This window comes from Yoonia sp., from assembly GCF_030731595.1.
Classification (GTDB): Bacteria; Pseudomonadota; Alphaproteobacteria; order Rhodobacterales; family Rhodobacteraceae; genus Yoonia.
In genome coordinates this window covers 1-25,072 of the sequence record NZ_JANQTS010000017.1, presented here as the reverse complement: position 1 = coordinate 25,072, position 25,072 = coordinate 1, and the positions used below count along the sequence as shown (strand labels likewise).

At 59.3% G+C, this 25,072-nt stretch carries 20 protein-coding genes; 15 read left to right on the top strand and 5 right to left on the bottom strand.

Annotated elements, in window-relative coordinates; all coding sequences use genetic code 11:
• Positions 1-332 precede the first annotated feature (332 nt).
• The 4 genes from NWQ23_RS01880 to NWQ23_RS01865 all read left to right on the top strand — a co-directional run bounded on the left by NWQ23_RS01880 (position 333) and on the right by NWQ23_RS01865 (position 4,550).
• A complete protein-coding gene (locus NWQ23_RS01880; protein ID WP_306164540.1) occupies positions 333-551 on the top strand; it encodes a hypothetical protein in 219 nt (72 codons plus the stop codon).
• 105 nt (positions 552-656) lie between these two features.
• Positions 657-986 (top strand): sarcosine oxidase subunit delta, encoded by a 330-nt coding sequence (locus NWQ23_RS01875; RefSeq protein WP_306164539.1) that lies wholly within the window; start codon positions 657-659, stop codon positions 984-986.
• Positions 983-3,994, top strand: a complete 3,012-nt coding sequence (locus tag NWQ23_RS01870) for a sarcosine oxidase subunit alpha family protein (RefSeq protein ID WP_306164538.1) — start codon at positions 983-985, stop codon at positions 3,992-3,994. The genes NWQ23_RS01875 and NWQ23_RS01870 overlap by 4 nt, the downstream gene beginning before the upstream one ends.
• Positions 3,987-4,550 carry a sarcosine oxidase subunit gamma gene (locus NWQ23_RS01865; protein ID WP_306164537.1) on the top strand — a complete coding sequence of 188 codons (564 nt, stop codon included), beginning with the start codon at positions 3,987-3,989 and terminating at the stop codon, positions 4,548-4,550. Before NWQ23_RS01870 ends, NWQ23_RS01865 begins: the two co-directional genes overlap by 8 nt.
• Positions 4,551-4,587: 37 nt before the next feature.
• On the opposite strand, the gene NWQ23_RS01860 is transcribed toward NWQ23_RS01865, so the two are convergent.
• Positions 4,588-5,502, bottom strand: a complete 915-nt coding sequence (locus tag NWQ23_RS01860; protein ID WP_306164536.1) for a Hint domain-containing protein — start codon at positions 5,500-5,502, stop codon at positions 4,588-4,590.
• A gap of 291 nt (positions 5,503-5,793) precedes the next feature.
• Here NWQ23_RS01860 and NWQ23_RS01855 point away from each other — a divergent pair, with 291 nt between their 5' ends.
• From NWQ23_RS01855 to NWQ23_RS01845, 3 genes are all read left to right on the top strand, one after another.
• Positions 5,794-6,159, top strand: a complete 366-nt coding sequence (locus NWQ23_RS01855; RefSeq protein ID WP_306164535.1) for a VOC family protein — start codon at positions 5,794-5,796, stop codon at positions 6,157-6,159.
• A gap of 107 nt (positions 6,160-6,266) precedes the next feature.
• Positions 6,267-6,866: a superoxide dismutase gene (locus NWQ23_RS01850; protein ID WP_306164534.1), complete on the top strand. Its 600-nt coding sequence runs from the start codon at positions 6,267-6,269 to the stop codon at positions 6,864-6,866.
• 74 nt (positions 6,867-6,940) lie between these two features.
• The gene (locus NWQ23_RS01845; RefSeq protein ID WP_306164533.1) at positions 6,941-7,912 is read left to right on the top strand and encodes a threonine/serine dehydratase; all 972 of its coding nucleotides are present in this window, start codon (positions 6,941-6,943) and stop codon (positions 7,910-7,912) included.
• Here NWQ23_RS01845 and NWQ23_RS01840 read toward each other — a convergent pair.
• Positions 7,907-8,461, bottom strand: coding sequence for a TIGR00730 family Rossman fold protein (locus NWQ23_RS01840; protein ID WP_306164532.1), 555 nt, complete (start codon positions 8,459-8,461; stop codon positions 7,907-7,909). The two genes, NWQ23_RS01845 and NWQ23_RS01840, sit on opposite strands and share 6 nt — an antisense overlap.
• Positions 8,462-8,572: 111 nt before the next feature.
• Between NWQ23_RS01840 and NWQ23_RS01835 the strand changes: the two genes are divergently transcribed.
• The 5 genes from NWQ23_RS01835 to ggpS all read left to right on the top strand — a co-directional run bounded on the left by NWQ23_RS01835 (position 8,573) and on the right by ggpS (position 15,413).
• Complete coding sequence (locus NWQ23_RS01835) at positions 8,573-9,760, top strand: LysM peptidoglycan-binding domain-containing protein (protein WP_306164531.1); 1,188 nt, start codon at positions 8,573-8,575, stop codon at positions 9,758-9,760.
• Positions 9,761-9,825: 65 nt separating this feature from the next.
• A complete protein-coding gene (locus NWQ23_RS01830) occupies positions 9,826-11,646 on the top strand; it encodes an ABC transporter ATP-binding protein/permease (RefSeq protein ID WP_306164530.1) in 1,821 nt (606 codons plus the stop codon).
• Between the two features lie 348 nt (positions 11,647-11,994).
• Positions 11,995-13,137, top strand: a complete 1,143-nt coding sequence (locus tag NWQ23_RS01825; RefSeq protein WP_306164529.1) for an NAD(P)H-dependent glycerol-3-phosphate dehydrogenase — start codon at positions 11,995-11,997, stop codon at positions 13,135-13,137.
• Complete coding sequence (locus tag NWQ23_RS01820; RefSeq protein WP_306164528.1) at positions 13,134-13,910, top strand: HAD-IIB family hydrolase; 777 nt, start codon at positions 13,134-13,136, stop codon at positions 13,908-13,910. The genes NWQ23_RS01825 and NWQ23_RS01820 overlap by 4 nt, the downstream gene beginning before the upstream one ends.
• A gap of 12 nt (positions 13,911-13,922) precedes the next feature.
• Positions 13,923-15,413, top strand: a complete 1,491-nt coding sequence (gene ggpS, locus NWQ23_RS01815; RefSeq protein WP_306164527.1) for a glucosylglycerol-phosphate synthase — start codon at positions 13,923-13,925, stop codon at positions 15,411-15,413.
• A 187-nt stretch (positions 15,414-15,600) separates the two neighbouring features.
• On the opposite strand, the gene NWQ23_RS01810 is transcribed toward ggpS, so the two are convergent.
• Positions 15,601-19,293 carry an efflux RND transporter permease subunit gene (locus tag NWQ23_RS01810; protein ID WP_306164526.1) on the bottom strand — a complete coding sequence of 1,231 codons (3,693 nt, stop codon included), beginning with the start codon at positions 19,291-19,293 and terminating at the stop codon, positions 15,601-15,603.
• Positions 19,290-20,528, bottom strand: a complete 1,239-nt coding sequence (locus NWQ23_RS01805) for an efflux RND transporter periplasmic adaptor subunit (RefSeq protein ID WP_306164525.1) — start codon at positions 20,526-20,528, stop codon at positions 19,290-19,292. The genes NWQ23_RS01810 and NWQ23_RS01805 overlap by 4 nt, the downstream gene beginning before the upstream one ends.
• A gap of 266 nt (positions 20,529-20,794) precedes the next feature.
• On the opposite strand from NWQ23_RS01805, the gene NWQ23_RS01800 reads away from it, so the two are divergent.
• From NWQ23_RS01800 to der, 3 genes are read left to right on the top strand one after another with little or no spacing between them, the layout of a single operon-like run.
• Positions 20,795-21,451 (top strand): hypothetical protein, encoded by a 657-nt coding sequence (locus NWQ23_RS01800; protein WP_306164524.1) that lies wholly within the window; start codon positions 20,795-20,797, stop codon positions 21,449-21,451.
• A 21-nt stretch (positions 21,452-21,472) separates the two neighbouring features.
• A complete protein-coding gene (locus NWQ23_RS01795) occupies positions 21,473-22,771 on the top strand; it encodes a PQQ-like beta-propeller repeat protein (protein ID WP_306164523.1) in 1,299 nt (432 codons plus the stop codon).
• A gap of 48 nt (positions 22,772-22,819) precedes the next feature.
• The gene (gene der, locus NWQ23_RS01790) at positions 22,820-24,277 is read left to right on the top strand and encodes a ribosome biogenesis GTPase Der (RefSeq protein ID WP_306164522.1); all 1,458 of its coding nucleotides are present in this window, start codon (positions 22,820-22,822) and stop codon (positions 24,275-24,277) included.
• On the opposite strand, the gene NWQ23_RS01785 is transcribed toward der, so the two are convergent.
• The gene (locus NWQ23_RS01785; protein WP_306164521.1) at positions 24,252-24,971 is read right to left on the bottom strand and encodes a hypothetical protein; all 720 of its coding nucleotides are present in this window, start codon (positions 24,969-24,971) and stop codon (positions 24,252-24,254) included. The genes der and NWQ23_RS01785 overlap by 26 nt on opposite strands.
• Positions 24,972-25,072: the final 101 nt, after the last annotated feature.

Below are 25,072 nucleotides of genomic sequence, written 5' to 3'. Positions count from 1 at the left end.
GGCGCATTGATGCTGTCGGCTGACAACACGCGGCGCAGGCCCGCGACACTAGTCGATGACGTCTTCGTCCCTGTTGTCAGGTGGGCCGTTGCGCATGCGGTCAACGACCATAAAGATGATCGCTGCACTCAGCCCGGCTCCGAGGATGATCAAAAACAGTTCCATGGTGCCACTCTAATCTTCTGGGAGCGGAATACGACTCCGGCGTTGGATAGCCTATGCCAATCGGCGGAAATGGCTGCAGATCGCCGAATTCCAGCGGGGATTTCCGCTCATATTCCCTTTTTTGGCAGGTGTCGTCTTATGACATTGTCTGAAAAGGAGGACGTTCAATGGATGAATACACCCAAACCAAATCGAGTGGTGCAAGTGTTATCGGCATTTTATTTGCCGCAATCGTTGCGGTTATTGTCCTGGTCTATGCACTCTTCGCTGGCGGATCAGAAAGCCCCACACTTGATCCGGCCGCAATCGGGACCACTGACGAGGGCGCACCAGCGGTGCAAGACACCTCGACAGGCGAGTCGGCAGCCCCTGCTGCCGGCAACTAAAACCACACTCACTCACAACATCACGGCCAAAGGCGGGCGCAGCCATGCGTCCGCCTTTGGTGCGTTTGTGACCGCGCTGCGGTCCCCCCAAATCGAGGCCCAATTATGCTGACCCTTCATTGCCCCTATTGCGGCGTTGATGCCGACGAAACCGATCTGCATGCGGGCGGGCAGGCGCACCTGAAACGCTTTGGTCCGGGGTCTTCGGATGAGGAATTCGAGGATTACCTGTTCATGCGCGAAAACCCCAAGGGCGTGCATTTCGAACGCTGGCGCCATGTCTACGGCTGCGGCAAGTGGTTTCTTGCGGCCCGCTGCACCAATACTTTGGAGGTCTTCGGCACATACCCCGCACAAACGCTGGAACCGCCCAAAGACATCAGGGACAAGATCGCGGGCACGCGCCCCGGCTGGTCATGGGGGATCTTTAAATGAGCACCCGTCTGGCGAACCAAGGCCGTTTGATCAACAAGAACAAGGCCGTGTCCTTTACCTTCAACGGCAAGCATATGCGTGGGTTTGAAGGTGATACGCTTGCCTCTGCCCTTCTGGCCAATGACCAGATGCTGGTGGGCCGGTCGTTCAAATACCACCGCCCGCGCGGTGTTGTGGCCGCAGGCGCGGAAGAACCCAACGGTCTGGTCAATCTGGGCAAGGGTGCCACTTTCGAGCCGAACCAGCGTATCACCACGACCGAACTCTTCGAAGGTCTGACGGCGACCTCGCAGAACCATTGGCCCAGCCTTGAATTCGATGTGGGCGCGATCAACACCTATCTGTCGCGGTTCCTGCCTGCTGGGTTCTACTACAAGATGTTCATGTATCCGCAGGCCTTCTGGAAACATGTCTATGAGCCGGTCATCCGGCAGTCCGCAGGGCTGGGCAAAGCGCCCAAGGACCGCGACCGCGACACATACGAGCATTTCAACTGCCACGTGGATGTGCTGATTGTGGGCGGCGGCATTGCGGGTCTGGCCGCAGCGCAGGCCGCAGGTGCGCGTGGCGCGCGTGTTCTGCTGGTTGAACAAACCGCCGATTGGGGTGGGCGCGCGGCAGTTGATACGCCCCAGATTGATGGCGTTGCAGCGCCGGAATGGATCAAGACCACCGTTGAAGCTCTTGAAAAGATGCCAAATGTGGACATGCGCCTGCGTTGCATGGGCGCCGGTATCTATGATCACGGCTATGCGCTGGCCTATGAACGGCTGACCGATCATGCCCCTGACAGTGATGGCCCACGCCACCGCTTGTGGCGCATCCGTGCCAAACAGATCGTGACCGCGACCGGTGCGATCGAACGGCCCTTGTCCTTTGCCGCCAATGATCTGCCCGGTGTGCTGCTGGCCTCTGCCGTGCGGGATTATGTGGTGAATTTCGGCGTGTCCTTGGGTGACCGCACTGTGGTTGTGACCAATAACGACGACGCCTACCGCACCGCGATCATCCTCAAACAGGCGGGCCTTGATATCCCCGTGATCGTCGATGCCCGCGCCGAGGTGGAAGGCGAATTGATCGACCAGGCCCGCGATCTGGGTATCCGCATCGAGCTGGGCAAAGGCATCGCCAAGGTCAAAGGTGGCAAGCGCGTCACCGGTGTTGCGCTCTGTGCGCAGGCCGGCGAGGGTGCTGTGCTGGAAGAGATCGACTGCGATTGCGTGGCGATGTCCGGCGGCTGGTCTCCGGTTGTGCATCTGTGGTCGCATTGCGGCGGCAAGCTGATCTGGGACGCGGATCAGGCGATGTTCCGCCCCGATCCGGAACGCGCGCCGACAAGCCACGACGGGCAGCCCTTTGTGGCGACAGCGGGCACCGCGAACGGCCATCTGTATACCGCCGAAGTGGTCAGCGACGGCTGGGCCGCTGGGCGGGCAGCAGCAAAGGCCGCAGGTCATACCAAGCGCGGCGCGCAAGCCCCCATGGGCCATGATGCCGCCGAAGGCCCGATGTCACCCGTCTGGCTGATGCCGCAAGGTGCAGGCCATGCGTTGCGCAGCAAGGCTTGGCTGGATTTCCAGAACGATGTGAAAGTCTCGGATGTGCAACTGGCCGCACAAGAAGGCTTCGAGAGTGTGGAACATGCCAAGCGCTATACCACGCTGGGTATGGCCACGGATCAGGGGAAGCTGAGCAATATCAACGGTCTGGCGATTCTGTCGCAGTCCCTGAATGCGGATATCCCCAATGTCGGCACCACAACGTTCCGCCCGCCCTATACGCCGATCTCGATGGCCTCCATCGCCGGCGTCGCGCGCGATGAATTGTTCCAACCGATCCGCAAGACGCCGGTGTCGGATTGGTCCAATGCCAACGGTGCCGATAACGAACCTGTGGGCCAGTGGCGCAGGCCCTATGCCTATCTGCGCGCGGGCGAAAGCGTGCATGATGCGGTCAATCGCGAAGTCACGAACACCCGCGAGAATCTGGGCCTGCTTGATGCCTCGACCCTTGGCAAGCTGATCGTCAAAGGGCCGGACGCGGGCAAGTTCCTCGACATGATGTATACCAACCTGATGTCCACGCTGCCTGTCGGCAAATGCCGATACGGGCTGATGTGTTCCGAAAACGGGTTCTTGATGGATGACGGTGTTGTGGTCCGCATGGCGGAGGATACGTGGCTTTGCCACACCACCACCGGCGGGGCGGAACGTATCCACGCCCATATGGAAGACTGGCTGCAATGCGAATGGTGGGACTGGAAGGTCTATGTCGCCAATGTGACAGAACAATATGCCCAGATTGCCGTTGTCGGCCCCAAAGCCCGCAAACTGCTGCGCAAAATGGGCGGCATGGATGTGTCCGCCGAGGCGCTGCCGTTTATGCAATGGGCGAGCGGCAAGATCGGTGAATTCGATGCGCGGGTGTTCCGGATTTCGTTTTCGGGCGAACTATCCTACGAAATCGCTGTGCCCGCAGGGCAGGGCCGCGCCTTCTGGGAGGCGCTGATGGCGGCGGGCGAGGAATTCGGGGTGATGCCTTACGGCACCGAGGCGCTGCACATCATGCGGGCCGAAAAGGGCTTTATCATGATCGGGGATGAAACCGACGGCACCGTGATCCCGCAGGATCTGAACCTGCAATGGGCCCTGTCGAAGAAAAAAGAGGACTATCTGGGCAAGCGCGCGCATGAGCGGTCTCATATGGCCGATCCCAACCGCTGGAAACTGGTCGGGCTGGAAACCGAGGATGGTTCCGTGTTGCCCGATGGGGCCTATGCGATTGCTGCAGGCGAGAACGACAACGGCCAGCGCAATACCCAAGGGCGCGTGACCTCGACCTATTATTCACCGACGTTGGAAAAGGGCATCGCCATGGGACTGGTCCACAAGGGGCCGGACCGGATGGGCGAAGTGCTGGAATTCAACAAGGTCGATGGCACCACGGTACGCGCAAAAATCGTTGATCCGGTGTTCTATGACAAAGAGGGGGAGAAGCAGAATGTCTAATGCTGTCAGCGCACTGCAAGGCAAACTTGCCCCCGGTGAGGTCACCATCCGCGAGGCGGGGCTGCGCGGCATGATCGTCCTGCGCGGCGATTTGACCGACAAAAAACTGCGCGCGGTTTGCAGCGGTGTGACGGGGGTCGATTACCCCGGTCAGGGGCAGGCGAACTGCGTGGGCGAAAAAGGCCTGTGCTGGATGTCACCGGACGAATTGCTGGTCTTGGTCCCCTACGCCGAGGTGGCAGAGGCCATCGCCCTGATCGACAAGGCGCTGAAAGGCACGCATTATCTGGCCGAGAATGTTTCGGACGCGCGTGCGCTGATTTTGGTCGAAGGCACCTACGGCCGCGAGGTGATCGCGAAACTTGCCCCTGCCGATCTGCACCCTGACAGCTTCAAGCCCGGCGATTTCCGACGCACGCGACTGGGTCAGGTCGCGGCGGCCTTCTGGATGCGGGACGAAGATACGTTTGAGGTGATCTGCTTTCGCTCGGTGGCGGAGTATACCTTCAACCTCTTGGCCGCGAGCGCAAAGGCGGGTGCGGTGGGGCATTTTTGATAAAGCCCTGTCTTTGGGTTGCATCAGATATGGTCGATTAAAGTCCGGGTCTCATGCCTTCGACCGTCGAGATCATCGCGGCTTCAAAGGATTTCAGACAATACCGCGACGTCTGGGCAAAGCGTGCATCCATATCCAGATTGTCGGCAAAGATGCTCTCCAGCTCCGCCCGTGCCGCAGTTTCGAAGCCTGCAAGCTCTTGATCGCCATAAAAGAAACTTTCGGACCATGCGCCATTGGCAGAGACGATCTCATGTTGTGAAAACATGATGTGGACGTAATCCACCTGCGCGCGCGGTGTCAGCGTGATCCCCGGATGTCCAACCAGATGTTTGGCTGCTACAAGCACCTCGTGGGTTCCGAAGTGGAGTTCGATTTCGGCGGAACCGAGCAGGATGCGGTGTTGCTGCGAGACTTCAAGCACATCCCTGTTTCCAAGTACTCCGGCCTCAATGCGCACCGGCGCAAATTTCTCTGTTCCATGCGTGCGTGCCGCGCCAACCCAGGTCAGCGCTTGTGCGCCGCTATCGCGTGTTACGACCAGATCACCAACTTTGAGGTCCTCAACAGGCACCTCCCCGCGTGGCGTGAGGATCATGGTGCCGCGCACAAAACAGGGCGGGCCCAGTGTGCTCACAGGCATAAAGGTGGATTGGCTCACAACCGTCCTTGCATTGACGGTCCCGTCAAACAGGACACTCCCGTCATTTGGGGTAAAGAAGGGGCTGCCGGTTGTTTCGAAGGTCACGCCTCTGATGAGAGTGCCATCTACAGTAACAGTGTCACCGACCCAAACGCGTGTGATTGTCAGGCCGTTGATTGTCTCTCCGACCTCGATCCGCCCGTCATCATCCTGATCGATCAGCGTGATCGAAACAACGGTCAGCGGTTGCCCCGGAAAAACGGCGGCAATATCGACGGCATATGCTTGGTCTGTATAGGAAGTGGGCATTGTTCTCTTTCAAACCGGAGATGCTGGTGTGGGTATAAACGGACGATGCTGGATTTCAACATAGAGGCATATCATGGCAAATAGCTACCTTGGGTTGCGGGCCTTGTTTATTCTAGCAGGTCTTTGTGCTAAGATTGAGGCATAATTGGTCATGGCGTGCTGCGACGCCCCAAGCAAGACCTGGCAAAGCCGGCCTTTGGTTCCGATCGCTCAGAGCCACGCGTTGATTTGTCATCGGAACGACGCGAGACTCTGTGCATTTGAGCGCGCAAAGATTGAGGGAGAATTTTGATGGTGCAGGTATTGGGCATTGGTGGCGTGTTCTTTCGCGCCAAGGATCCGGTTGCTTTGGCGCAGTGGTATCAAACGCATCTCGGTATCAATCTGGTCCCGACTTCGGCACAGACGCCGCCTTGGGTGACGGAGGCAGGGGTGACGATCTTTTCACCCTTTGATCGCGATACCGATTACTTTCCCCCGGATCGTGCCTTTATGCTGAACTTCCGTGTCGCTGATCTTGAAGCTGCGTTGGCGGAACTGGAGGGCGCGGGCATTGCGGCCAGTCACCATGCGCAGATGGACGGGGTGGGGCATTTCGCCCGGATTCACGACCCAGAAGGCAACCCGGTCGAGCTGTGGCAGCCAGCAGGGGCGTAGTCTAATCGCCCTTTGTTGCTTGCCTGTTGCACCGCACACCCTTGACCTTGGCTGTCCATGTGACATGTACGGGGTAGCCCTGACCTTAACTCAGAAAGATACCCGATATGGCTTTTTCACTTCCCGACCTTCCTTATGCACATGACGCGCTTGCCGCCAAAGGCATGTCTGCGGAAACGCTCGAATTCCACCATGATCTGCACCACAATGCCTATGTAACCAACGGCAACGCGGCCATCGCAGGCACCGAGTGGGAGGGCAAATCCCTCGAAGAGATCATCGTCGGCACTTACAACCCAACATCGGTTGCCCAGAACGGTATCTTCAACAACATCAGCCAGCTGTGGAACCACAACCAGTTCTGGGAAATGATGACCCCGAAAGACAGCGCGATGCCAAGCGAGCTTGAGAAAGCGCTGACCGAAAGCTTTGGCTCGGTTGACGAGTTCAAAAAGCAGTTCAGCGCTGCTGGTGCAGGTCAGTTCGGTTCCGGCTGGTGCTGGCTGGTCAAGAACGCCGACGGATCGCTGGCTGTCACCAAAACAGAAAACGGCGTGAACCCGCTGTGTTTTGGTCAGACAACCCTGCTGGGCTGTGACGTGTGGGAACATTCCTACTACATCGACTTCCGCAACAAGCGTCCTGTGTACCTGACCAACTTCCTGGATCATCTGGTCAACTGGGAAAACGTCGCTTCGCGCATGTAATCCTGCCTGATCTGGACAATAGCAAAGGCCCGTGGGACACCGTTTCCCACGGGCCTTTTTGCATGGAGACGGGGATGATCGGACCAACGCTTGAACAGATCATCGCAGCCTCGGCTTTGCTACAATCGGACATTATTGATACCCCTGTCTTGCCGCTGACTTCGGCCCGTTGGGACGGCATCCTGCCCGATTGCGCCAGCGTCACAGTCAAGCTGGAGCTGTTCCAGCAGACGGGTTCTTACAAGGCGCGCGGTGCTTTGCTGGGCATTCGCGCTTTGTCACCAGCGCAGCGCGCAGCGGGGGTCGTCGCTGCAAGCGGTGGCAATCATGCGTTGGCGGTGTCATGGGCCGCGCAGGCGGCGGGCGTGGACGCGCTGATCACGATGCCCAAAGCCACCGATCCCGCGCGGGTGGCCGGATGCGAGGCGTTGGGCGCGTCAGTCCATCTCTGTGACGATATGGCAGCGGCATTTGCGGCAATGAACGACGCAGCCCAGGCAGGGCGGGCGCTGATGCATCCCTTCGAGGCGGACCATATGGTGCTTGGCGCTGCGACCTGCGGCCTGGAATACGCCCAAGCCGCCCCGCTCATTGACACTTTCGTGCTGCCCATCGGCGGCGGTGGCATGATCAGCGGTATGGCCTGCGCGATAAAGCAGATGAACCCCGACGCGCAGGTGATCGGCGTGGAACCCTTTGGCGCGGACAGCATGTTCCAAAGTTTTGCCGCCGGCGCGCCTGTAGGGATCGACAAGGTGGACACGATTGCTGACAGCCTGGGTTCGCCTTTGGCGATGCCCTATACCTACAGTGTGGCCAAGGCCCATGTGGACCGGATCGTGCGGATCGCCGACCGCGAGATGCTGGCAGCGATGGACATCTATCAAAACGTGCTGCGGATCACGGCAGAGCCTGCCTGCGCGGCCTCTCTTGCGGCTATTCTGGGGCCGCTCAAGGATGATCTGGCGGGGCGGCATGTGGGGATCATTGCCTGCGGATCGAACATCTCGCTTGCGCGATACGCCCAATTGATGGCCGCGCTATAGTGCGGCTTGCAACAGGGCCTCAAGCGCGCGGACATCCTCGGCGACAGTGACAAAGGACAGGATGTTCTCGCCGGCAAAACCGCTATCGACAATGTGGTGCAACAGATCAGTCAAAGGGTCCCAGAACCCGTCGATGTTCAGCAGGATCAGCGGTTTTTCATGCAGACCAAGCTGCCGCCAAGTCAGTGCCTCAAAGAACTCGTCCAGCGATCCGGCCCCGCCGGGCAGAACCACGACCGCATCGGCGTTCATGAACATCACCTTCTTGCGCTCGTGCATCGTTTCGGTGACCACAAATGTGTCCAGATCGCGCTTGCCGACCTCCCAGTCCATCAGATGGGAGGGGATCACGCCAAAGGTCTTGCCACCCGCCGCCTGCACAGCAGTGGCGACGCGGCCCATCAGCCCCACATCACCTGCGCCGTAGACAAGGCGCCAGCCATTGGCGGCAAGCATTTTGCCTGTCGCTGTCGCGCTTTGGGCAAATTCGGGATCGTTGCCGTCACGTGAGCCACAATAGACACAGACGGACTTTGGAAATGCAGACATAAGGCACCTTTTGCGCAGCTTCGCTTTGACCGGTCATAGCCGCGTTGCTAAGGTGTCTCAACCTCTGGGTGGGGGTTTATCGGGGCGCATGCGCTGCAAAGGGGTCAGGACGTGTCAGAGCAAGTGAAATCGAAAACGATGCCCATCCTTCTGGGGGGTGGTTTGGCCATTGCCATCGGTGTGGCGGTTTTCCTGCTGATGCCGGCACCTGACATGGCCGTTGTCGATGCAGCCGATGTGGCGCAAACCCCCGATGTAGCTGCCGAAACAGCACCCGAGGTGGTCGCGGCCGCGCCGGTGGCTCCGGCAGAACCTGTGGCACCGATGGTCCCCGAATTTGATACCTTCCGTGTCGAGGTCGACGGTGCCATGGTCATCGCCGGGCGCGCAGAGCCGGGGCAGGTGGTCGATGTCATGCTTGCCGGTGTCGCGATTGACCGTGTTACGGCGGATGGGTCTGGCAACTTTGTCGCCTTGCCCATGGCCGGCCCGTCCGACGTGCCCCGCCGACTGACGCTTGTTGCGGATCCAGAGGGCAGTGCGATCGGGTCCACGACCAGCTACATCGTTGCCCCGATTGCTGCACCTGTCGTTGTCGCGGCAGCACCAGAGGCGGATACCGTGCAAGCAGAAGAAAGCAGCATCGCAACAGCTGACGCCGATGAAAGCGGGGCGGCCAGTGCCGCGCCGCTGGCACCGGAAGTGCCTGACGTAGAGGTCGCCGTCGTTGCACCACCTCCACCCACCGTTTTGCAAGCCGATGCAGATGGTGTGCGGGTCGTGCAAGGCGGCCCAAGTCTTGCCAGCCCCGAAGAGGGCGCGAATATCGCCTTGGATGCCATCACATATGATCCTCAGGGCGAGGTCAAACTGTCTGGCCGCGCCATCGGCGATGGCGCAGTGCAGGTCTATATCGACAACGAACCAGTGACCGCCGCGCCGGTGACAGAAGGTGGGGATTGGCGGATTGATCTGCCGCAGATTGATACCGGCGTTTACACGCTCCGTATTGATGAGGTTGATGCCCAAGGCGACGTCGTCTCGCGGATCGAGACACCCTTCAAGCGTGAAGAACCCGAGGCGGTTGCAGCCGTCATGGCCGAGGAAACCTCAGCTGACGGGTTTCAGGTCGCGCTCAAGACCGTGCAGCCGGGTGCGACCCTTTGGGCAATCGCCGAAGAGAACCTTGGCAGCGGAATCCTTTATGTTGAAGTCTTCGAGGCCAATGCCGATCTGATCCGTGATCCCGACCTGATTTACCCCGGCCAGATCTTCCGCATCCCCGATATCAGCCAATAGCGCCGCACCCTCTGGTCAAGGCGGGCAGGGCACCTTAGGAAAGGGGGCCGCCGTCTGGAGTTTTCATGCGTCACCTGACCAAAACCGATGCCAATCTTGATGATGCCCAAGTACAGGGCTGGAATGTCATAAAGCGCGTGATCCCCTATCTTTGGCCCGAAGGTCAAGGCTGGGTGAAACGCAGAGTCGTTGTGGCGCTGGCGGTCCTGCTTCTGTCCAAGGTGATCGCTGTAGGCACGCCAGTCCTTTACAAGCAAGCGGTCGATGCGCTGGCACCGGAAGGTGCCGACGCCGCCACGATCTTGGGCTTGGGTGCGGTTGGTCTGACTTTGGCTTACGGGTTCGCCCGCCTGATGACGGTTGGCTTCCAGCAGTTGCGCGATGTGGTCTTTACCCGTGTGGGCCAGCGTGCGTTGCGGCAGTTGGCGCTTGAAACCTTCACCCATATTCACCGCCTGTCCATGCGCTATCACATCACCCGCAAGACCGGTGGCCTGAGCCGGATCATCGAGCGGGGCGTGAAAGGCGTGGACTTCCTTTTGCGGTTCCTGCTGTTCTCGATGGGGCCCTTGGTGCTCGAGCTTTTGATGATCTCGGTCATCTTGTTTTTCCTTTTTGATGTCTGGTACCTGGCGGTCGTTGTTCTGACGATTGCCCTTTACGTCTGGTTCACGTTCAAGGTCACCGAATGGCGGGTCAAAATCCGCAAAGAGATGAACGATCAGGACACCGACGCCAACCAAAAGGCGATCGACAGCCTGCTGAATTTCGAGACGGTCAAATATTTCGGTGCCGAGCGTTGGGAGGCCGACCGCTATGATATGTCGATGGCCAACTATGAAAGTGCCGCGATCAAGACCAATTACTCACTTGCCTTCCTGAACTTCGGCCAATCGGTGCTGATCACCGGCGGCCTTGTGGCGGTGATGGTGATGGCGGCATTTGGCGTGCAACGCGGTGATCTGACCGTGGGCGATTTCGTTATGGTGAACGCCTATATGATCCAGATCACCATGCCGCTGAACTTCCTTGGCACGGTCTACCGTGAAATCCGGCAGGCGCTGATTGATATGGGCGATATGTTCGGCCTTCTCGAACAACCGGCCGAGGTGACGGACAAGCCCGGTGCCAAAGACCTTGTTGTCTCGGGTGGTCGTGTCTCGTTGCAAAATGTGGCGTTTGGCTATGATGCCGCGCGCCCGATCCTCAAAGGTATCAACCTAGAGGTGGAACCGGGCCAGACGGTCGCGATTGTCGGCTCTTCGGGGTCGGGTAAATCGACAATTGGACGCTTGCTGTTCCGCTTCTATGACGTCAGCGGCGGGGCCTTGTTGATCGACGGGCAAGACGTGCGCGACATCACCCAGTCCAGTCTGCACGCGCAAATCGGGGTCGTGCCGCAAGATACGGTCCTGTTCAATGACACCGTGCATTACAACATCGCCTATGGCCGCCCTGATGCATCCGAGGACGAAATTATCGCCGCTGCAAAAGCCGCCAAGATCCACGACTTTATCGAGAGCCTGCCCGATGGCTATGCCACAACCGTGGGCGAGCGTGGTTTGAAGTTGTCAGGCGGTGAAAAGCAGCGTGTTGGCATCGCCCGCACCTTGCTGAAGAACCCGCCGATCCTTCTGCTGGACGAGGCGACATCGGCACTGGATACCGAGACCGAGATGGAAATTCAGGCCGAGTTGAAGGCCATGGGCGAGGGGCGTACCGTGATCACCATCGCGCACCGCCTGTCCACGATTGCCGATGCAGACCGGATCGTGGTGCTGGAAAACGGCGTGATCGTCGAAGAAGGGCGGCACGACGATCTGCTGGCCAGCGAGGGGCGTTATGCCCATCTGTGGAACCGGCAGTCGGAAGAAGAAGCGGCCTAAGAGGGCCTGATTGACACGGGCCAATAACGCAGGCCCGTCACATCTGATGATATGCGTGGTCGCAGCGCGCAGGCGCTTTGCTGTTCGCCCGCTTCATGCATTTGCCGAAAATATGGTTCATCCGCTTAATTGATAGACGCGGTTGCGGTGTGATCGGGCTGATCTGGACGCTGAGGCGCGAAAAGCGGTTATTTTGCACCTGCAGCATTGACTTTCGCGCGCGGGGATGCACTTTAGCGACATGAATGTTACATAAGCGACACGGGCGGAGCCATCCGCCTTATCCGATCAGATTGACCGTACCTGTGGGTGCGTCTCTTGCGTCGCTTTGAAAATCAGAGGTTATCAATGAAACATCACGTCATTTCTGGCGTGCCTATGCATTCGCATGCGCGCCCCTACAATAGGGTCACCGTGATTGGTGCCGGTTCCTGGGGAACGGCGCTTGGCGTGACGCTTGCGCGGGCTGGCTGCACCACATTGCTATACGGGCGCGACCCTGCCGTGATCGACGAAATCAACACGCTGGCCACGACAGAGCGGTTCCTGCCAGGCGTCGCGCTGCCCAAGGCGCTGGTTGGTGTGAAGAACATGCCTTTCGCCTTGAAAAAGGCAGAGGCTGTGCTGATCGTCGTGCCTTCCCGTAGTGTGCGGACCGTTGCCCGCCAAGTGGCTCAACACGCGCCCAAAGGCATCCCTATTGCGATATGTGCCAAGGGGATCGAACCGGAAACGGGCCTGCTGATGACCCAAGTCGCCGAAGAAGAGCTTGGCGACCATCCCATCGGGTGCGTCTCTGGTCCGACCTTTGCGCTTGAAACGGCCCTTGGTCACCCAACGGCTGCGACGGTGGCCTTTCCGTTCACCTATGCCGACAGGCTCAAGCCGCAGGACAGCCCTGCTGTCCGTCTGGCGGTGTCCTTGTCGACCGAAAGCTTCCGTGCCTATGTCTCTGACGATCTTGTCGGGGTTGAAATCGGTGGGGCGGTCAAAAACATCATCGCGATTGCATGCGGATTGATGACAGGCGCGGGGTTCGCCGAAAACACCCGCGCGGCGCTGATTACGCGCGGATTGGATGAAATGAAACAACTGGCAGAAGCCTTGGGCGGACGCCGTGAAACCGTCACCGGACTGTCAGGGATCGGGGATTTGTCGCTGACCTGTTCCAGCCCCACATCGCGCAACATGGCCCTCGGGCTGCAATTGGGCCAAGGCATCGCGCGGTCGGACTGCTTTGAGGGCAGGCCTGTCGTCGTCGAAGGCGAAATGAACGCAAAGTCCGTGACCGATCTGGCCCGCAGCGTGAACATCGCCATGCCGATCTGCGAAACCGTGCGCTCAATCCTGCATGACGGGGCCGATCTGGGCGCGAGTTTCGCCAGCCTCTGGGCGCGCCCGATCGAGGCCGAACCCCGCACGATGGACCTCTCATTTGTCCACCCCGCAACTGACCAAGATATTGCAACACTTGCAGAAAGGATCTCATGACCCGTCACGAGACATTCGAGACCCCCGACATCGCGGCCAAGAAATTTGTCCTTGCCACCGATCTTGACGGTACATTTCTGGGCGGGTCGGAAGACCAGCGCGCGGGCCTGTACAAGTGGATCGCAGCCAACCGGACCCAAGTCGGGCTGATCTTTGTCACGGGGCGCGATCCGGGATTTATCCATCAACTTACCCGCGCGCAAACGGTGCCGCGGCCTGACTATGTGATCGCTGATGTCGGCACGACGATTGCGCAGGTGGATCACCAGCATCACGTAAACCCGATTGCGGAACTGGAAGACGCGATTGCAAAGGCTTGGGGCGATGCCGGGTCCAAGGCGCAATTCGCCTTGTCCGGCACTCCGGGGCTGAAACTGCAATCCACGCTGTTTCGCTATCGGTTGAGCTATGACATGGATCCGGGGCGTTTTGACCCTGCCGTGATTGACAAGGTGGCGGCCCTTGGCCTTGATGCCATCCTGTCCGACAACCGGTTTTTTGATGTCCTGCCCAAAGGGGTCAGCAAAGGCCCGTCGCTCTTGCGGCTGCTGACGCATCTGAACATCGACAATCGCCGCGTTCTGGTCGCAGGCGATACGATGAACGACCTGTCGATGCTCACGATGGGCCTGCCCGCTGTCGCGGTCGGCGGGTCAGAGCCGTCCTTGATCACCCAAGTGCAAGACCTCGACCATGTGCATAAAGCGCAGGGCGTAGGTGCCGCTGGCATCGCCGAGGCGATCTTGCACCACAACCTGTTTCCAGCGCATTGAAAGGAGCAACCGATGTCATCCGATATGGTTATCGTCTATCACCGCCAACCCTATGAAGAGATTGAAGAAAACGGCAAGACCGTCCTGCGCGAGAACAAAAGCCCGAACGGGATTGTCCCGACCCTGAAAAGCTTTTTCGGCAAGGTCGACCACGGCGCATGGATTGCATGGAAACTGGCCGACGACCCCGAAAATCCCGATTTCGAAAAACGCATCGAAATCAATGACGACTATGGCAGCTATTCCGTGTCACGCCTTGCCCTGTCCGAAGAGCAGGTGCGCGAGTTTTACCATGTGACCTCGAAAGAGGCGTTCTGGCCGATCCTGCACGGCTTCAAGGAACGCTACAATTATGACCCTGTGGATTGGGCCAACTTTCAGGCCGTGAACCGGCTGTTTGCCGAAGCAGCAGCAGAAGAAGCGGCACCGGATGCGCTGGTCTGGGTGCATGACTATAACCTGTGGCTGGTGCCCGGCTACCTGCGCGAGATGCGCCCTGATGTGCGTATTGCCTTCTTCCATCACACGCCGTTTCCATCCGCAGATATTTTCAACATGCTGCCTTGGCGCAAGGAGATCATCAAAAGCCTGCTGGCCTGCGACGATATCGGGTTCCACATCCCGCGCTATGCCAGCAACTTTGCCTCGGTCGTGCGCAGCCTGTTCGACGTCGATGTGATCGAACGGACGCAAGTGCCGGACAAGTGGATTTTCGAAGGCACCGCCCTGATCGAACGCGCGTGGCCCAGCATCTTGCGCCACGCGTTGCATGACATCGCCATCAGCGTGACACCTGTCGGTGTCGATGTCGGCCATATCGACGAGATTGCGCGGTCAACTGAAACGCGGCTTCAGACCAAGGAAATTCAGGAAGAGACCCAAGACGTCAAGCTGATCCTGTCCGTCGGACGCACCGATTACACCAAAGGCGGGATCGAGCAATTGACCAGTTTCGAGCGTGTTCTGGAATTCAATCCCGACCTGCGTGGAAAGATACGGTTGATGCATGTCTCGGTCGCCGCCAACCGTAACATGGCCGCCTATGATGAAATCCAAAGCGAGATCGAACAGATCGTTGGCCGGATCAATGGGCGCTTTGGCACGTTGGAATGGCAACCTGTGACACTGATCTCTCGGGCGGTTCCGTTCGCGCAGCTGGTGTCCTACTATCAGGCGGCCGATGTCGCATGGATCACGCCCCTTGCCGATGGCATGAACCTTGTGGCGAAAGAGTTTATTGCATCACGGATCGACGGGGGCGGCGTTCTTGTGCTGTCCGAATTTGCAGGTGCCGCCGTCGAATTGGCTGATGCGGTCATCACCAACCCTTTCTCGAACCGCGCAATGGACCTCACGATCGTCAGCGCGCTGGAAATGGAAGAAAGCGAAAAACGCGAGCGGATGAAAAATCTGCGTGCTGCAGTCAAACAAACCGATGTGCGGGGCTGGGTTCCGGGTACGCTGCAACTGCGGGAAAAACCACTTGCGGTATCAGCAGCTTAGGCCGAGCAAGCGCCTCATGTAGGCCGTCTCGCAGCCAATTCTGGCAAGCCCTGCACTCCAGCAGCGTCTGGATCGGCACTGACCAGAGAGCGATGTCACCGGCTGTTTGGCGTCAGACTGCGTGCTTTAGCCAAAGAGGACCGCAGCAGACGATCAAAAGAGGCCTGATTTGCTCAGGCCTCTTGATTCATTCCGCAGCTTGCATTGCCGATTTGATCGGCAGGGGCGGTACAACGGCGGGTTCGTCTTCGGTCCAAATGAACTCTGGCACTTTCATACGGCGGACCTGACGGCTCAATGCCCAGTCGCGCGCGGCACGGCTGCTGCGGCCCAAGGATAGCTTGGCCAAAAGCTGCGCAAACCACTGCACATAGGTCACGAACCAGATGCGCACGGCCAGCATCGAGGGGGTGAAGACCAGTGTCAGCATTGTTGCGATACCAAGACCAAAGACGACAGCAGTCGCCAATTGTTTCCACCACAGTGCGGTCGGACTGTCGATGGAATAGCCGCCGTTCATGAAATCAAGGCTCAGGCCGAACATCATCGGGGCAAGCCCCGCCATCGTCGTGATGGTGGTCAGCAGGACAGGGCGAATACGGTCTTCGGCGGTCCGCGTGATCGCTTCGGTCCGCGGCATGTATTTGCTGTATTCCTGAAAGGTGTCGATCAGGATGATGTTGTTGTTCACCACGATCCCTGCAAGAGCGACGATCCCTGTCCCAGTCATGATGATCGAGAACGGCTGATCCATCACCAGCATCCCCACCAGCGACCCGGCAGTGGACATCACCACGGCCATCAGCACGAGGATCGAGTTATAGATGCTGTTGAACTGCGCCAGCAGGATGATGAACATCAGCCCCAGAGCCCCTGCAAAAGCGGTTTGCAGGAAGGCACCGGATTCGGCCTGTTCCTCTTGGTCGCCGGTCCATTCCCAGTCGATAGAGGCGGGCAGGGGATTGGTGGCAAGCCAGTCGGTCAGCAGCGCAATGCGTTCATTGGCGTTCAGCGGTGCCTCGGAGGTGTCGCCCGCTGTCACCATGTCGGTCAGCCCAGCCGATGTGGTGTCGCCCAGAAGCGTCACAACATCGTAGCGGTCCATGCCTGTGGCCTCATCGCTGACGATACGCACGACAGCGACCGCAGCACCATCAACGGTCAGGTTCGTCAGACCCGCCGCCACGCCTGCCTTGACGTCGAAATAGCGTTTCTGGTCGATCCGGTCGATCTGCGCCAGCTTTTCAACAGGCGTACGGGTGATGAAGTTCGACAGCGGGATAAGCCCCTGATTGGTGCGCACTTTCAGGCTGTCCAGCGTGGACAGCACCCGGTCCTGCTCGGGCAGACGCACCCGGATCTCGATCTCTTCGTCGGATGAATCCACCCGCATTGTATCCAGCAAGATGCCGCGTGTGACCATCTGCACCATGGCACCCACGGTCGCCACATCGGCCCCGAAACGACCTGCTTTTTCCACGTCCACGTCGATCTGCCAGTCGATGCCGGGCAGGGGGAGGGAATCCTCGATCGTGATCAGACCCGGGGTCTGTTCGAATTGCGCGCGCGCAAGGGCCGTCGCGGTTAGAAGTTCTTCCCAGTTGTCGCTTTTCAGGCGCAGATGCACGGGCTTGCCGGATGCGGGGCCTCGGGACTGTGCCAAAATCTCGGTCTGGATGCCGGGGATGGTGTTGAGCTGCTCTTGCAACTCGGCCAGCACAACATCGCCGTCCAGTTCCGCAATGCCGGCGCGGTCTTCCCACGGGATTGTTTCAAGTTGCACTTGCCCGATGGTATCGCCGGGCGTGCTGGCGCCGCTGGCATCCGTGTTCAACCCGCCATCACCCGCAAAGGAAAAGGCAGTGATCACACCGGGATGGGCCAGCACGATGTCTTCGGCTTGGCGCACCAGCGCGTCTTTTTCCTCAAGCGAGAGGTTGCCGCGTGCGCGGACATAAACAATCGCCTGCTCGGGTTCGGATTCCACAAAGAATTCGACCCCGTTGTTGTTCGCGCCGTAGTAGCCGAAAATCGAAATAACAGTGAAGACAACAGCACCCACGGTGACAATCGGCATGACCGGATTGCCCACGATGAAGTTCATGAAATGGCCGAATGGCGAGCGGCGGTAGCCAGCTTTGATTGTCTTGGCCTCGCGCTCGATCTTGGCCGCTCCGATGGTGATCGACAACAGGAAAGCGCCCATCAGGAACAGCGCCATACCGGGCAGTGAATCGCCCAATCCGGCGGTCTGCACCGCTTCGCCCGACAGATAGCCGGGGTTCAGCGTGAGCATGGCACCGGTAAAGACGACCATAATCGCTGGGAACACCAAGAGCGCCCGCACGACCCAGGGCAGACGCGCACGCAGCGCGTCAGAGGCGTTGCCGAACATGCGGCTCATCCGGCCAGTGACGCCGCCCAAGACAGGCAGATAGATCAGGGCAACGATCAAAGAGGCCGAGAGAACGAAAATCAGCGTGACCGGCAACATGCCCATGAACTGCCCCGGCACGCCTGGCCAGAACAGCATCGGTAGAAAGGCGCAAAGCGTGGTCGCGGTGGATGAAATGATCGGCCAGAACATGCGCTTGGCCGCTTCGGTATAAGCGTGCATCGGGCCTGCGCCCTCGGTGATACGCTTGTCGGCGTATTCCACGACGACAATTGCACCGTCCACCAGCATCCCCACTGCAAGGATCAGGCCGAACATCACAATGTTCGAGATCGTGATCTCCATCACCGCGAGCAGTGCGAAACACAAAAGGAAGGATGTGGGGATCGCAAAGCCCACCAGCAGCGCGGGCCGTGTGCCCAAAGCGGCCAGCACGACGATCATCACCAATGCGATGGCGGTCAGAACAGAGCCTTCCAACTGGCTGACCATGGACGCCACATTGCGCGACTGGTCATTGGAGGTGCCGACCTGAATGGCGGCCTGCAATTCGGGGGACCAGCTGGCGCGTTCGTCTTCGACCACTTCCTTGACCAAGGCGGCGGTGTCGATCAGGTTGAACCCTTTGCGTTTGACCACCTGCAAGGCCACCGTATTGACCCCGTTGAAACGGGCGGTGCCCGCGCGGTCCTCGAACGTCAGGCGGATGGTCGCCAGATCGCCCAGCGTGATGACACGGTCACCGTTGGTCTTGACGGGCAGGTTGTAGACGTCTTGCGGGTCGTCAAATGACGACGGAATCTTGACCGAGAATGTACCCTGCGCCGTCTCGACCTCGCCCGCCGCAATCAGCAGGTTGTTGTTGACCACAACGCCGATCAGTTCACCAGCGGTCACATTGTAAGCCTCAAGCCGCAGCGGGTCGATCACGACCTCCAGCATTTCGTCGCGTTCACCGGCAAGGCCCGCTTCGAGCACGGCATCCAGACCTTCGATCCGTTCTTGCAGGTCTTTGGCGACGCGCAGCAAAGTGCGTTCGGGCACTTGGCCCGTCAGGTTGACGATGACGATGGGGAATTCGGAAAAGTTGATCTCGTTGATCGAATATTGATCGGCCCCGTTGGGAAACTGGGCTTGGGCGTTGTTCATCGCAGAGCGGATATCGGCAAGAATTTTGGTCTTGTCCCAACCGAATTCAAACTCTAACGCGACCCCGGCATAGCCTTCGGCGGCGGTGGAGGACATGGTTTTCAGACCGTCCAGATCGGACAGTTCCGTTTCCATCGGTTTGACCAGAAGTGTTTCACTGTCTTCGGCGGAAATGCCGGGGAAGGGGACAGAGACAAAGACCGCGGGGATCTCGATATCGGGTTCGCCCTCTTTGGGCAGACCCACATAGGCCATACCGCCCGCCAAAAGCGAGAGCGCGATAAAGGCAAGCACCATACGGGCGCGCGAGGCGGCCCAATCAACAAGACCGGTCATCCTTTTGCCTCCGTAAATGTGGGCGCGACGCGCACACCATCCACCACGAATTCTTGCCCGACCGTAATGATGTCAACAGTGTCCGGCAGGTCCGTGACCCAGACACCCTCTGCGGTGTCGCGCAAAAGCGTGACCGGCATGAAGGTGGCGATATTGCCTTCGCCCACAGTGCGTACGCCCAAAACGCCCTCATCGTCCAGCGTGAGCGAGGATTGCGCGATCAAATGGGCGGTGCGCCCGTCAGAGGCGACCAGAATTTCAGCGGTTTGGCCGTCGCTGATGCGCAAATCATCGTTTGCAACAGTCACTTCGACGCGGAATGTGCGGGTAAGTTCATCGGCGCTGCGCGACAAAAAAGTGACGCGGCCTTGGACTTCTTGGCCACTTGTCAGGCGCGCGCCCGCGATGGCACCAACACTGACCTTGTCGACATCGGCCTCGGGGACAAAGCCCACCAGCTTGATTTCATTTAGCTGGATCACTGTCGCGCAGGGGGTTCCAGGCTGCATCAGTGATCCCAGTTCGGCGGTGTCGGTTTCCAAAAGGCCAGAGAAGGGCGCGGTGATGGTCAGCTTGTCAATCTCGCGTTCGGCAGCGGCGACCGAAGCCTGAGCCGATTCGATACCCGCACGCGCCGAAGCCACTGCAGAATTGGCCCGCATGACCCCTGCGGTTGCAGCTTCCATTGCGGCCTCTGCGCTGACCAGTCGGGTTTCAGAGGCAAAGCCGTCCTGCGCCAAAGACCGCGCTGCGTTGAGGTTGATTTCGGCCTCGCGCACACGTGCGCTGGCTTCGAGCACACCGGCTTGCGCTTCGGGCACACGGCCTTGGGCTTCGTTGAGCCTTGCCCGGGCTTCGGCAAGCGATGCCTCGCGGGTGCCGGGATCAAGGCGGCAAAGCACCTCGCCTTCGTTGATAAACGCGCCTTTGCGCAGAGGCTCTGACACGACCAGGCCCGAAGTTTCGGATGCCACAGTCACTTGGCGGGCTGCTTCTGTGCGTCCGCGCAGGATCACGGCGCTGTCGATGGTCCGTGCCACCGAATGTGTAGCCATGACACCCACAAGGGATTCCGCTGCCGAGGCTTGGTCGACACTTTGTTCTGTATCTTGGGCGGGCATCGCTTCTTCGGCGGCCGATGCCTGCGCGAAATTCAACAGGGTGTCGCGCTCAAACACCACAAAATATAGGCCTGCCAGCACCAATACCGCTGTTATCACGGGTATGATCTTCATGTCTTATCCCTCAAGGCTGCCATTCTAAAGGGCGGCCGCTTTGCTATCCTAAATGAGTTACGCTTCAAACCTGCTTGCAGATCACTTATTTGTACTAAACCATTCAGTTCACTTTAGCGGCAAGATCACGCTACGGCAAGCGCACTTTTGCGTGTCGAGGCTGCGATTTGCCTGTGCATTTCGCCTCCGGGTCTTGTTCATTGCGCCAGCTTCACGATATGTACGCCCAAAGACGTCTGATAACCGTCCAAAAATCGGGGGCCAAGGTGAGCGACACTGACAGTTTTATCAATGAAGTCACCGAAGAGGTACGCCGCGAAAAGCTTTACGGTTATTTGCGCCGTTACGGCTGGATCGGGATTGCTTGCGTCCTGCTTTTGGTGGGCGGGGCGGCTTTCAACGAGTACCGCAATGCCCAAGCCCGTGACGCAGCACAGGCAACGGGGGATGCACTACTGACGGCTTTGGAAGAAAGCGATCCGGCCGCGCGGGCGCAGGCCATGGCCGCCGTGAATGGCGCCGGCAGCGCTGCTGCGGTGGCGCTTCTTTTGCAGGCTGCAACCCAACAGGAAGCGGGTGACAACGCAGGTGCGGCCACGACGCTGAACGCTTTGGCTGTCAACCCGGACGCCCCCGAGATGTACCGCGATCTTGCGGCCTTTAAAGCGGCGATCTTGCCCTCTGACGATGTCGCAGCCCGCAAAGCCGCGCTCGAGGCGCTGGCGCAGCCCGGGCAGACCTTCCGGCTGCTCGCCCTCGAACAGATTGCCTATATCGCGTTGTCCGCGGGCGATCGCGATGAGGCCATTGCCGTCCTGCGCCAGATTGAAGAAGACGCTGCAGTCACGCGCGGCTTGCGCGAACGGGTTCAGACGCTCATGGTGGCGCTGGGCGAACCTTTGCCAGCCCCTGTGACCCAGTAAACGCGCAGATTGGATCCGACCGTGACTGTAAGACTTTGCATCGCCGGGCTTTTCAGCATGGTCCTCTTGGCTGCCTGTGGCGAGGATGATGTGATCCTTCCCGGAGAACGGTTTGATCTCCGTGCGCAGCCTGCCTTTGTGAACCAGTCCTTGCCGGTCAGCATCCCTGCGGCGCAGGTCAACACCCAATGGGGCCACCGCAACGGGAGCCCAAGCCATTCCATCAGCCATCCGGCACTGGGCGCAGCCCTCAGCCCGGTTTTTGTGGTCGATATCGGGGAAGGTGACAGCACCGAGGCCCGGATCACTTCGCATCCCGTTGTGGCCGACGGCGTGATCTATACCGTTGATGCCCGCGCCACCGTGACCGCGACAACGGTTCAAGGTGCGCCGCTTTGGTCCCGCGACCTGACACCTTCACGCGATAATGGCGGCGATGCCTCTGGCGGCGGTGTGTCTGTCGCTGGTGGGCAAGTCTATGTGACAACCGGTTTTGGGCAGATCACGGCATTGAATGCCGCAACCGGTGCCATTGTTTGGGTTCAGGATCTTGATGCCCCCGCCAATGCGGCCCCGACAGTGCGCGACGATCTGGTCTATGTCGTGGCACGTGATAGCACTGCTTGGGCGCTGGAAACCACCAATGGTCGCATCCGCTGGCAGCAAAGCGGCACACCCTCCACGGCAAATTTCGGCGGTGGCGCGGCCCCTGCGACAAGCGGAGAATTTGTTGTCTTTCCTTTCGCCTCCGGGGAAATCCTGACAACTTATCCTGCGGGCGGCATCCCGCGCTGGAACACGGTCGTTTCTGGTGACAGGCTTGGCAGCGTGGCGGCGGTGATCAATGATATTTCCGGCGATCCAGTGATCGTTGGCGATCGTGTCTACATCGGCAATTTCGGTGGCCGCACCGTGGCACTTAACCTGCGGGATGGATCGCGGATCTGGACCGCAACAGAAGGGGCGATCAGCCCTGTGTGGCCGGTCGGCAATGCTGTATTTTTGATGAATGATATCAACGAGTTGGTTCGCCTTGATGCCGACACCGGCAATCCTGTTTGGCGCGTTGCCTTACCAACCTTTGAAGATGAGGCAAGCACCCGCCGCCAAAAGCGGGTCTTTACCCACTACGGTCCGGTTTTGGCCGGTGGGCGTCTGATCGTTACCTCGTCTGACGGGGTGATCCGCCAGTTTGATCCTACCTCCGGGGCGCTGCTGGGCGAGATCGCTTTGCCCGGCGGTGCGGCCTCTGGCCCCGTTGTGGCGGATCAAACGCTTTACGTTGTCAGCAAGACAGGCCAATTGCACGCTTTCCGTTGATCCCGATATGGTGTACCCGCGCGGTTTAGACCCGTCAGGAGCCAAGACATGAGTTTCACCCTTGCCATTGTGGGGCGCCCGAATGTGGGCAAGTCCACGCTGTTCAACCGTCTGGTTGGCAAGAAACTCGCCTTGGTCGATGACCAGCCGGGGGTGACCCGCGACTTGCGCGAAGGCGAGGGACGGATTGCCGATCTGCGCTTTACCGTGATCGACAGTGCGGGACTGGAAGAGGCAACCGACGACAGCCTTCAGGGCCGGATGCGCCGCCTGACTGAACGCGCCGTTGAAATGGCCGATGTCTGCTTGTTCATGATCGACGCGCGGGCAGGGGTGCTGCCTGCGGACGAGGTCTTTGCCGATATTCTGCGCAAGAAAAACGCCAATGTGATTCTCGCCGCCAACAAGGGTGAGGGCCGCGCGGCGGATGCCACGATCCTTGAGGCCTATGCTCTTGGTCTGGGTGAACCGATCCGCATGTCTGCCGAACACGGCGAAGGCATGGGCGAATTGATGGACGCGCTGCGACCGCTTGCGATGGCCTTTGAAGAGCGTGCAGCCGCCGATGCGCCAGAGGTCGATGTGGACGTTGGCGAAGACGATGAAGACGCGCCGCGCGTTCCGACCAAGGCCAAACCGTTGCAGATTGCCGTTGTGGGCCGCCCCAACGCGGGCAAATCCACGCTGATCAACAAGATTATCGGCGAAGAGCGTTTGCTCACCGGCCCGGAGGCGGGCATCACCCGCGATGCGATCTCTGTTCAGCAGGAGTGGGACGGGGTTCCGATGCGGATCTTCGATACCGCCGGTATGCGCAAAAAGGCGAAGATTCAGGAAAAGCTGGAAAAACTGTCGGTGTCTGACGGCCTGCGCGCGGTCAAGTTCGCCGAAGTGGTCGTGGTCTTGCTTGATGTGGAAATCCCTTTCGAGCAGCAAGACCTGCGTATCGCTGATCTGGCCGAGCGCGAAGGCCGCGCTGTGGTGATCGCCGTCAACAAATGGGACACCGAGGACGACAAGCAGGACAAGCTCAAAGAACTCCGCCAAAGCTTTGAGCGGCTTTTGCCGCAGTTAAAGGGTGCGCCCTTGGTGACGGTCTCTGCCAAGACCGGCAAGGGGCTGGACCGCTTGCAGCAGGCGATCATGCGCGCGCACGAGGTCTGGAACCGCCGGATCACGACCGCGCAGTTGAACCGCTGGCTGGTTGGTATGCTGGAACAGCACCCGCCACCCGCGCCGGGCGGCAAGCGGATCAAGCTGCGCTATATGACCCAAGTCAAAACCCGCCCGCCTGCCTTCGTCGTGATGACATCGCATCCTGATTTGATGCCTGAGAGCTATAAGCGCTATCTTGTCAACGGGTTACGTGCCGACTTTGACATGCCCGGCACGCCGATCCGTTTGTTCTTGCGCGATCAGGGTGACAAGAATCCTTACAAGGACAAAAAGTCCTCGCAGCCTTCGCGCCTGTCAAAGCACCTTAAGAAGGGACCTTCCGACCGCTAGTGCGCGTCGCAAGGATCAGGCCAAGGATGACGACAACGCCTGCTGTCGCGAGCGCCGAGACAGTCCAGATTTGCGTGCCATTGGCAACGATAATGCCCACGAGCGCCCAGATCACGGTCAATCCGTAGGACGGGGCCTTTGTGCGTATCATGACGGGCAGGGTGACGATCAACGCGCCCAGGATGCCGATATAGGCCCAACCCATCGCATCGGTCAGAATGGCGTATCCGGCAGATGTGCTGCCAAGGGATACGAAAGAGGCAGCCGTAAGCCAGCCTGCGTAAATGCCGACAGGGACCTTGAACCACCATATGTCCTTTTGGGGCGCGCGCAGAAGGGCCATGATCGCGCCCGCTGCCATCACGAAGATCAGCACTGTCGCCCAGACCGCACTTGCATTGGCCACGGCAAGCCAAGGTGTGCCGACCGCAAGACTGACGATCAAAGGCTGACGTGCGCGGTTCCACGCAGGGTTCGTCTTGCGCTTGCCGATGCCAAACACCGCCGAGACGACAAGCCAGCCATAGATCAGGCCCCAGATCGCAAAGGCATAGCCTTCGGGCTGCACCGGAGGGTCAATCTGCGGAACCGGCAGTTGGTCTGCGCGAAACCCGCTGAAAGGGGAAGTCAGCGCAGGCGAGACGACGAAGGACAGGGTGAAGATCAGGGTGAGGTAGGCGTAAATCTGTTTCATACGTCACTCTATAACATTACATCCGAAAGATGCATGGAAAAGGTCGGGAAAAGCCGACTTGCCCGGATGTTGACCTTGCGTCAGCATGAAGAGGCGCAAAA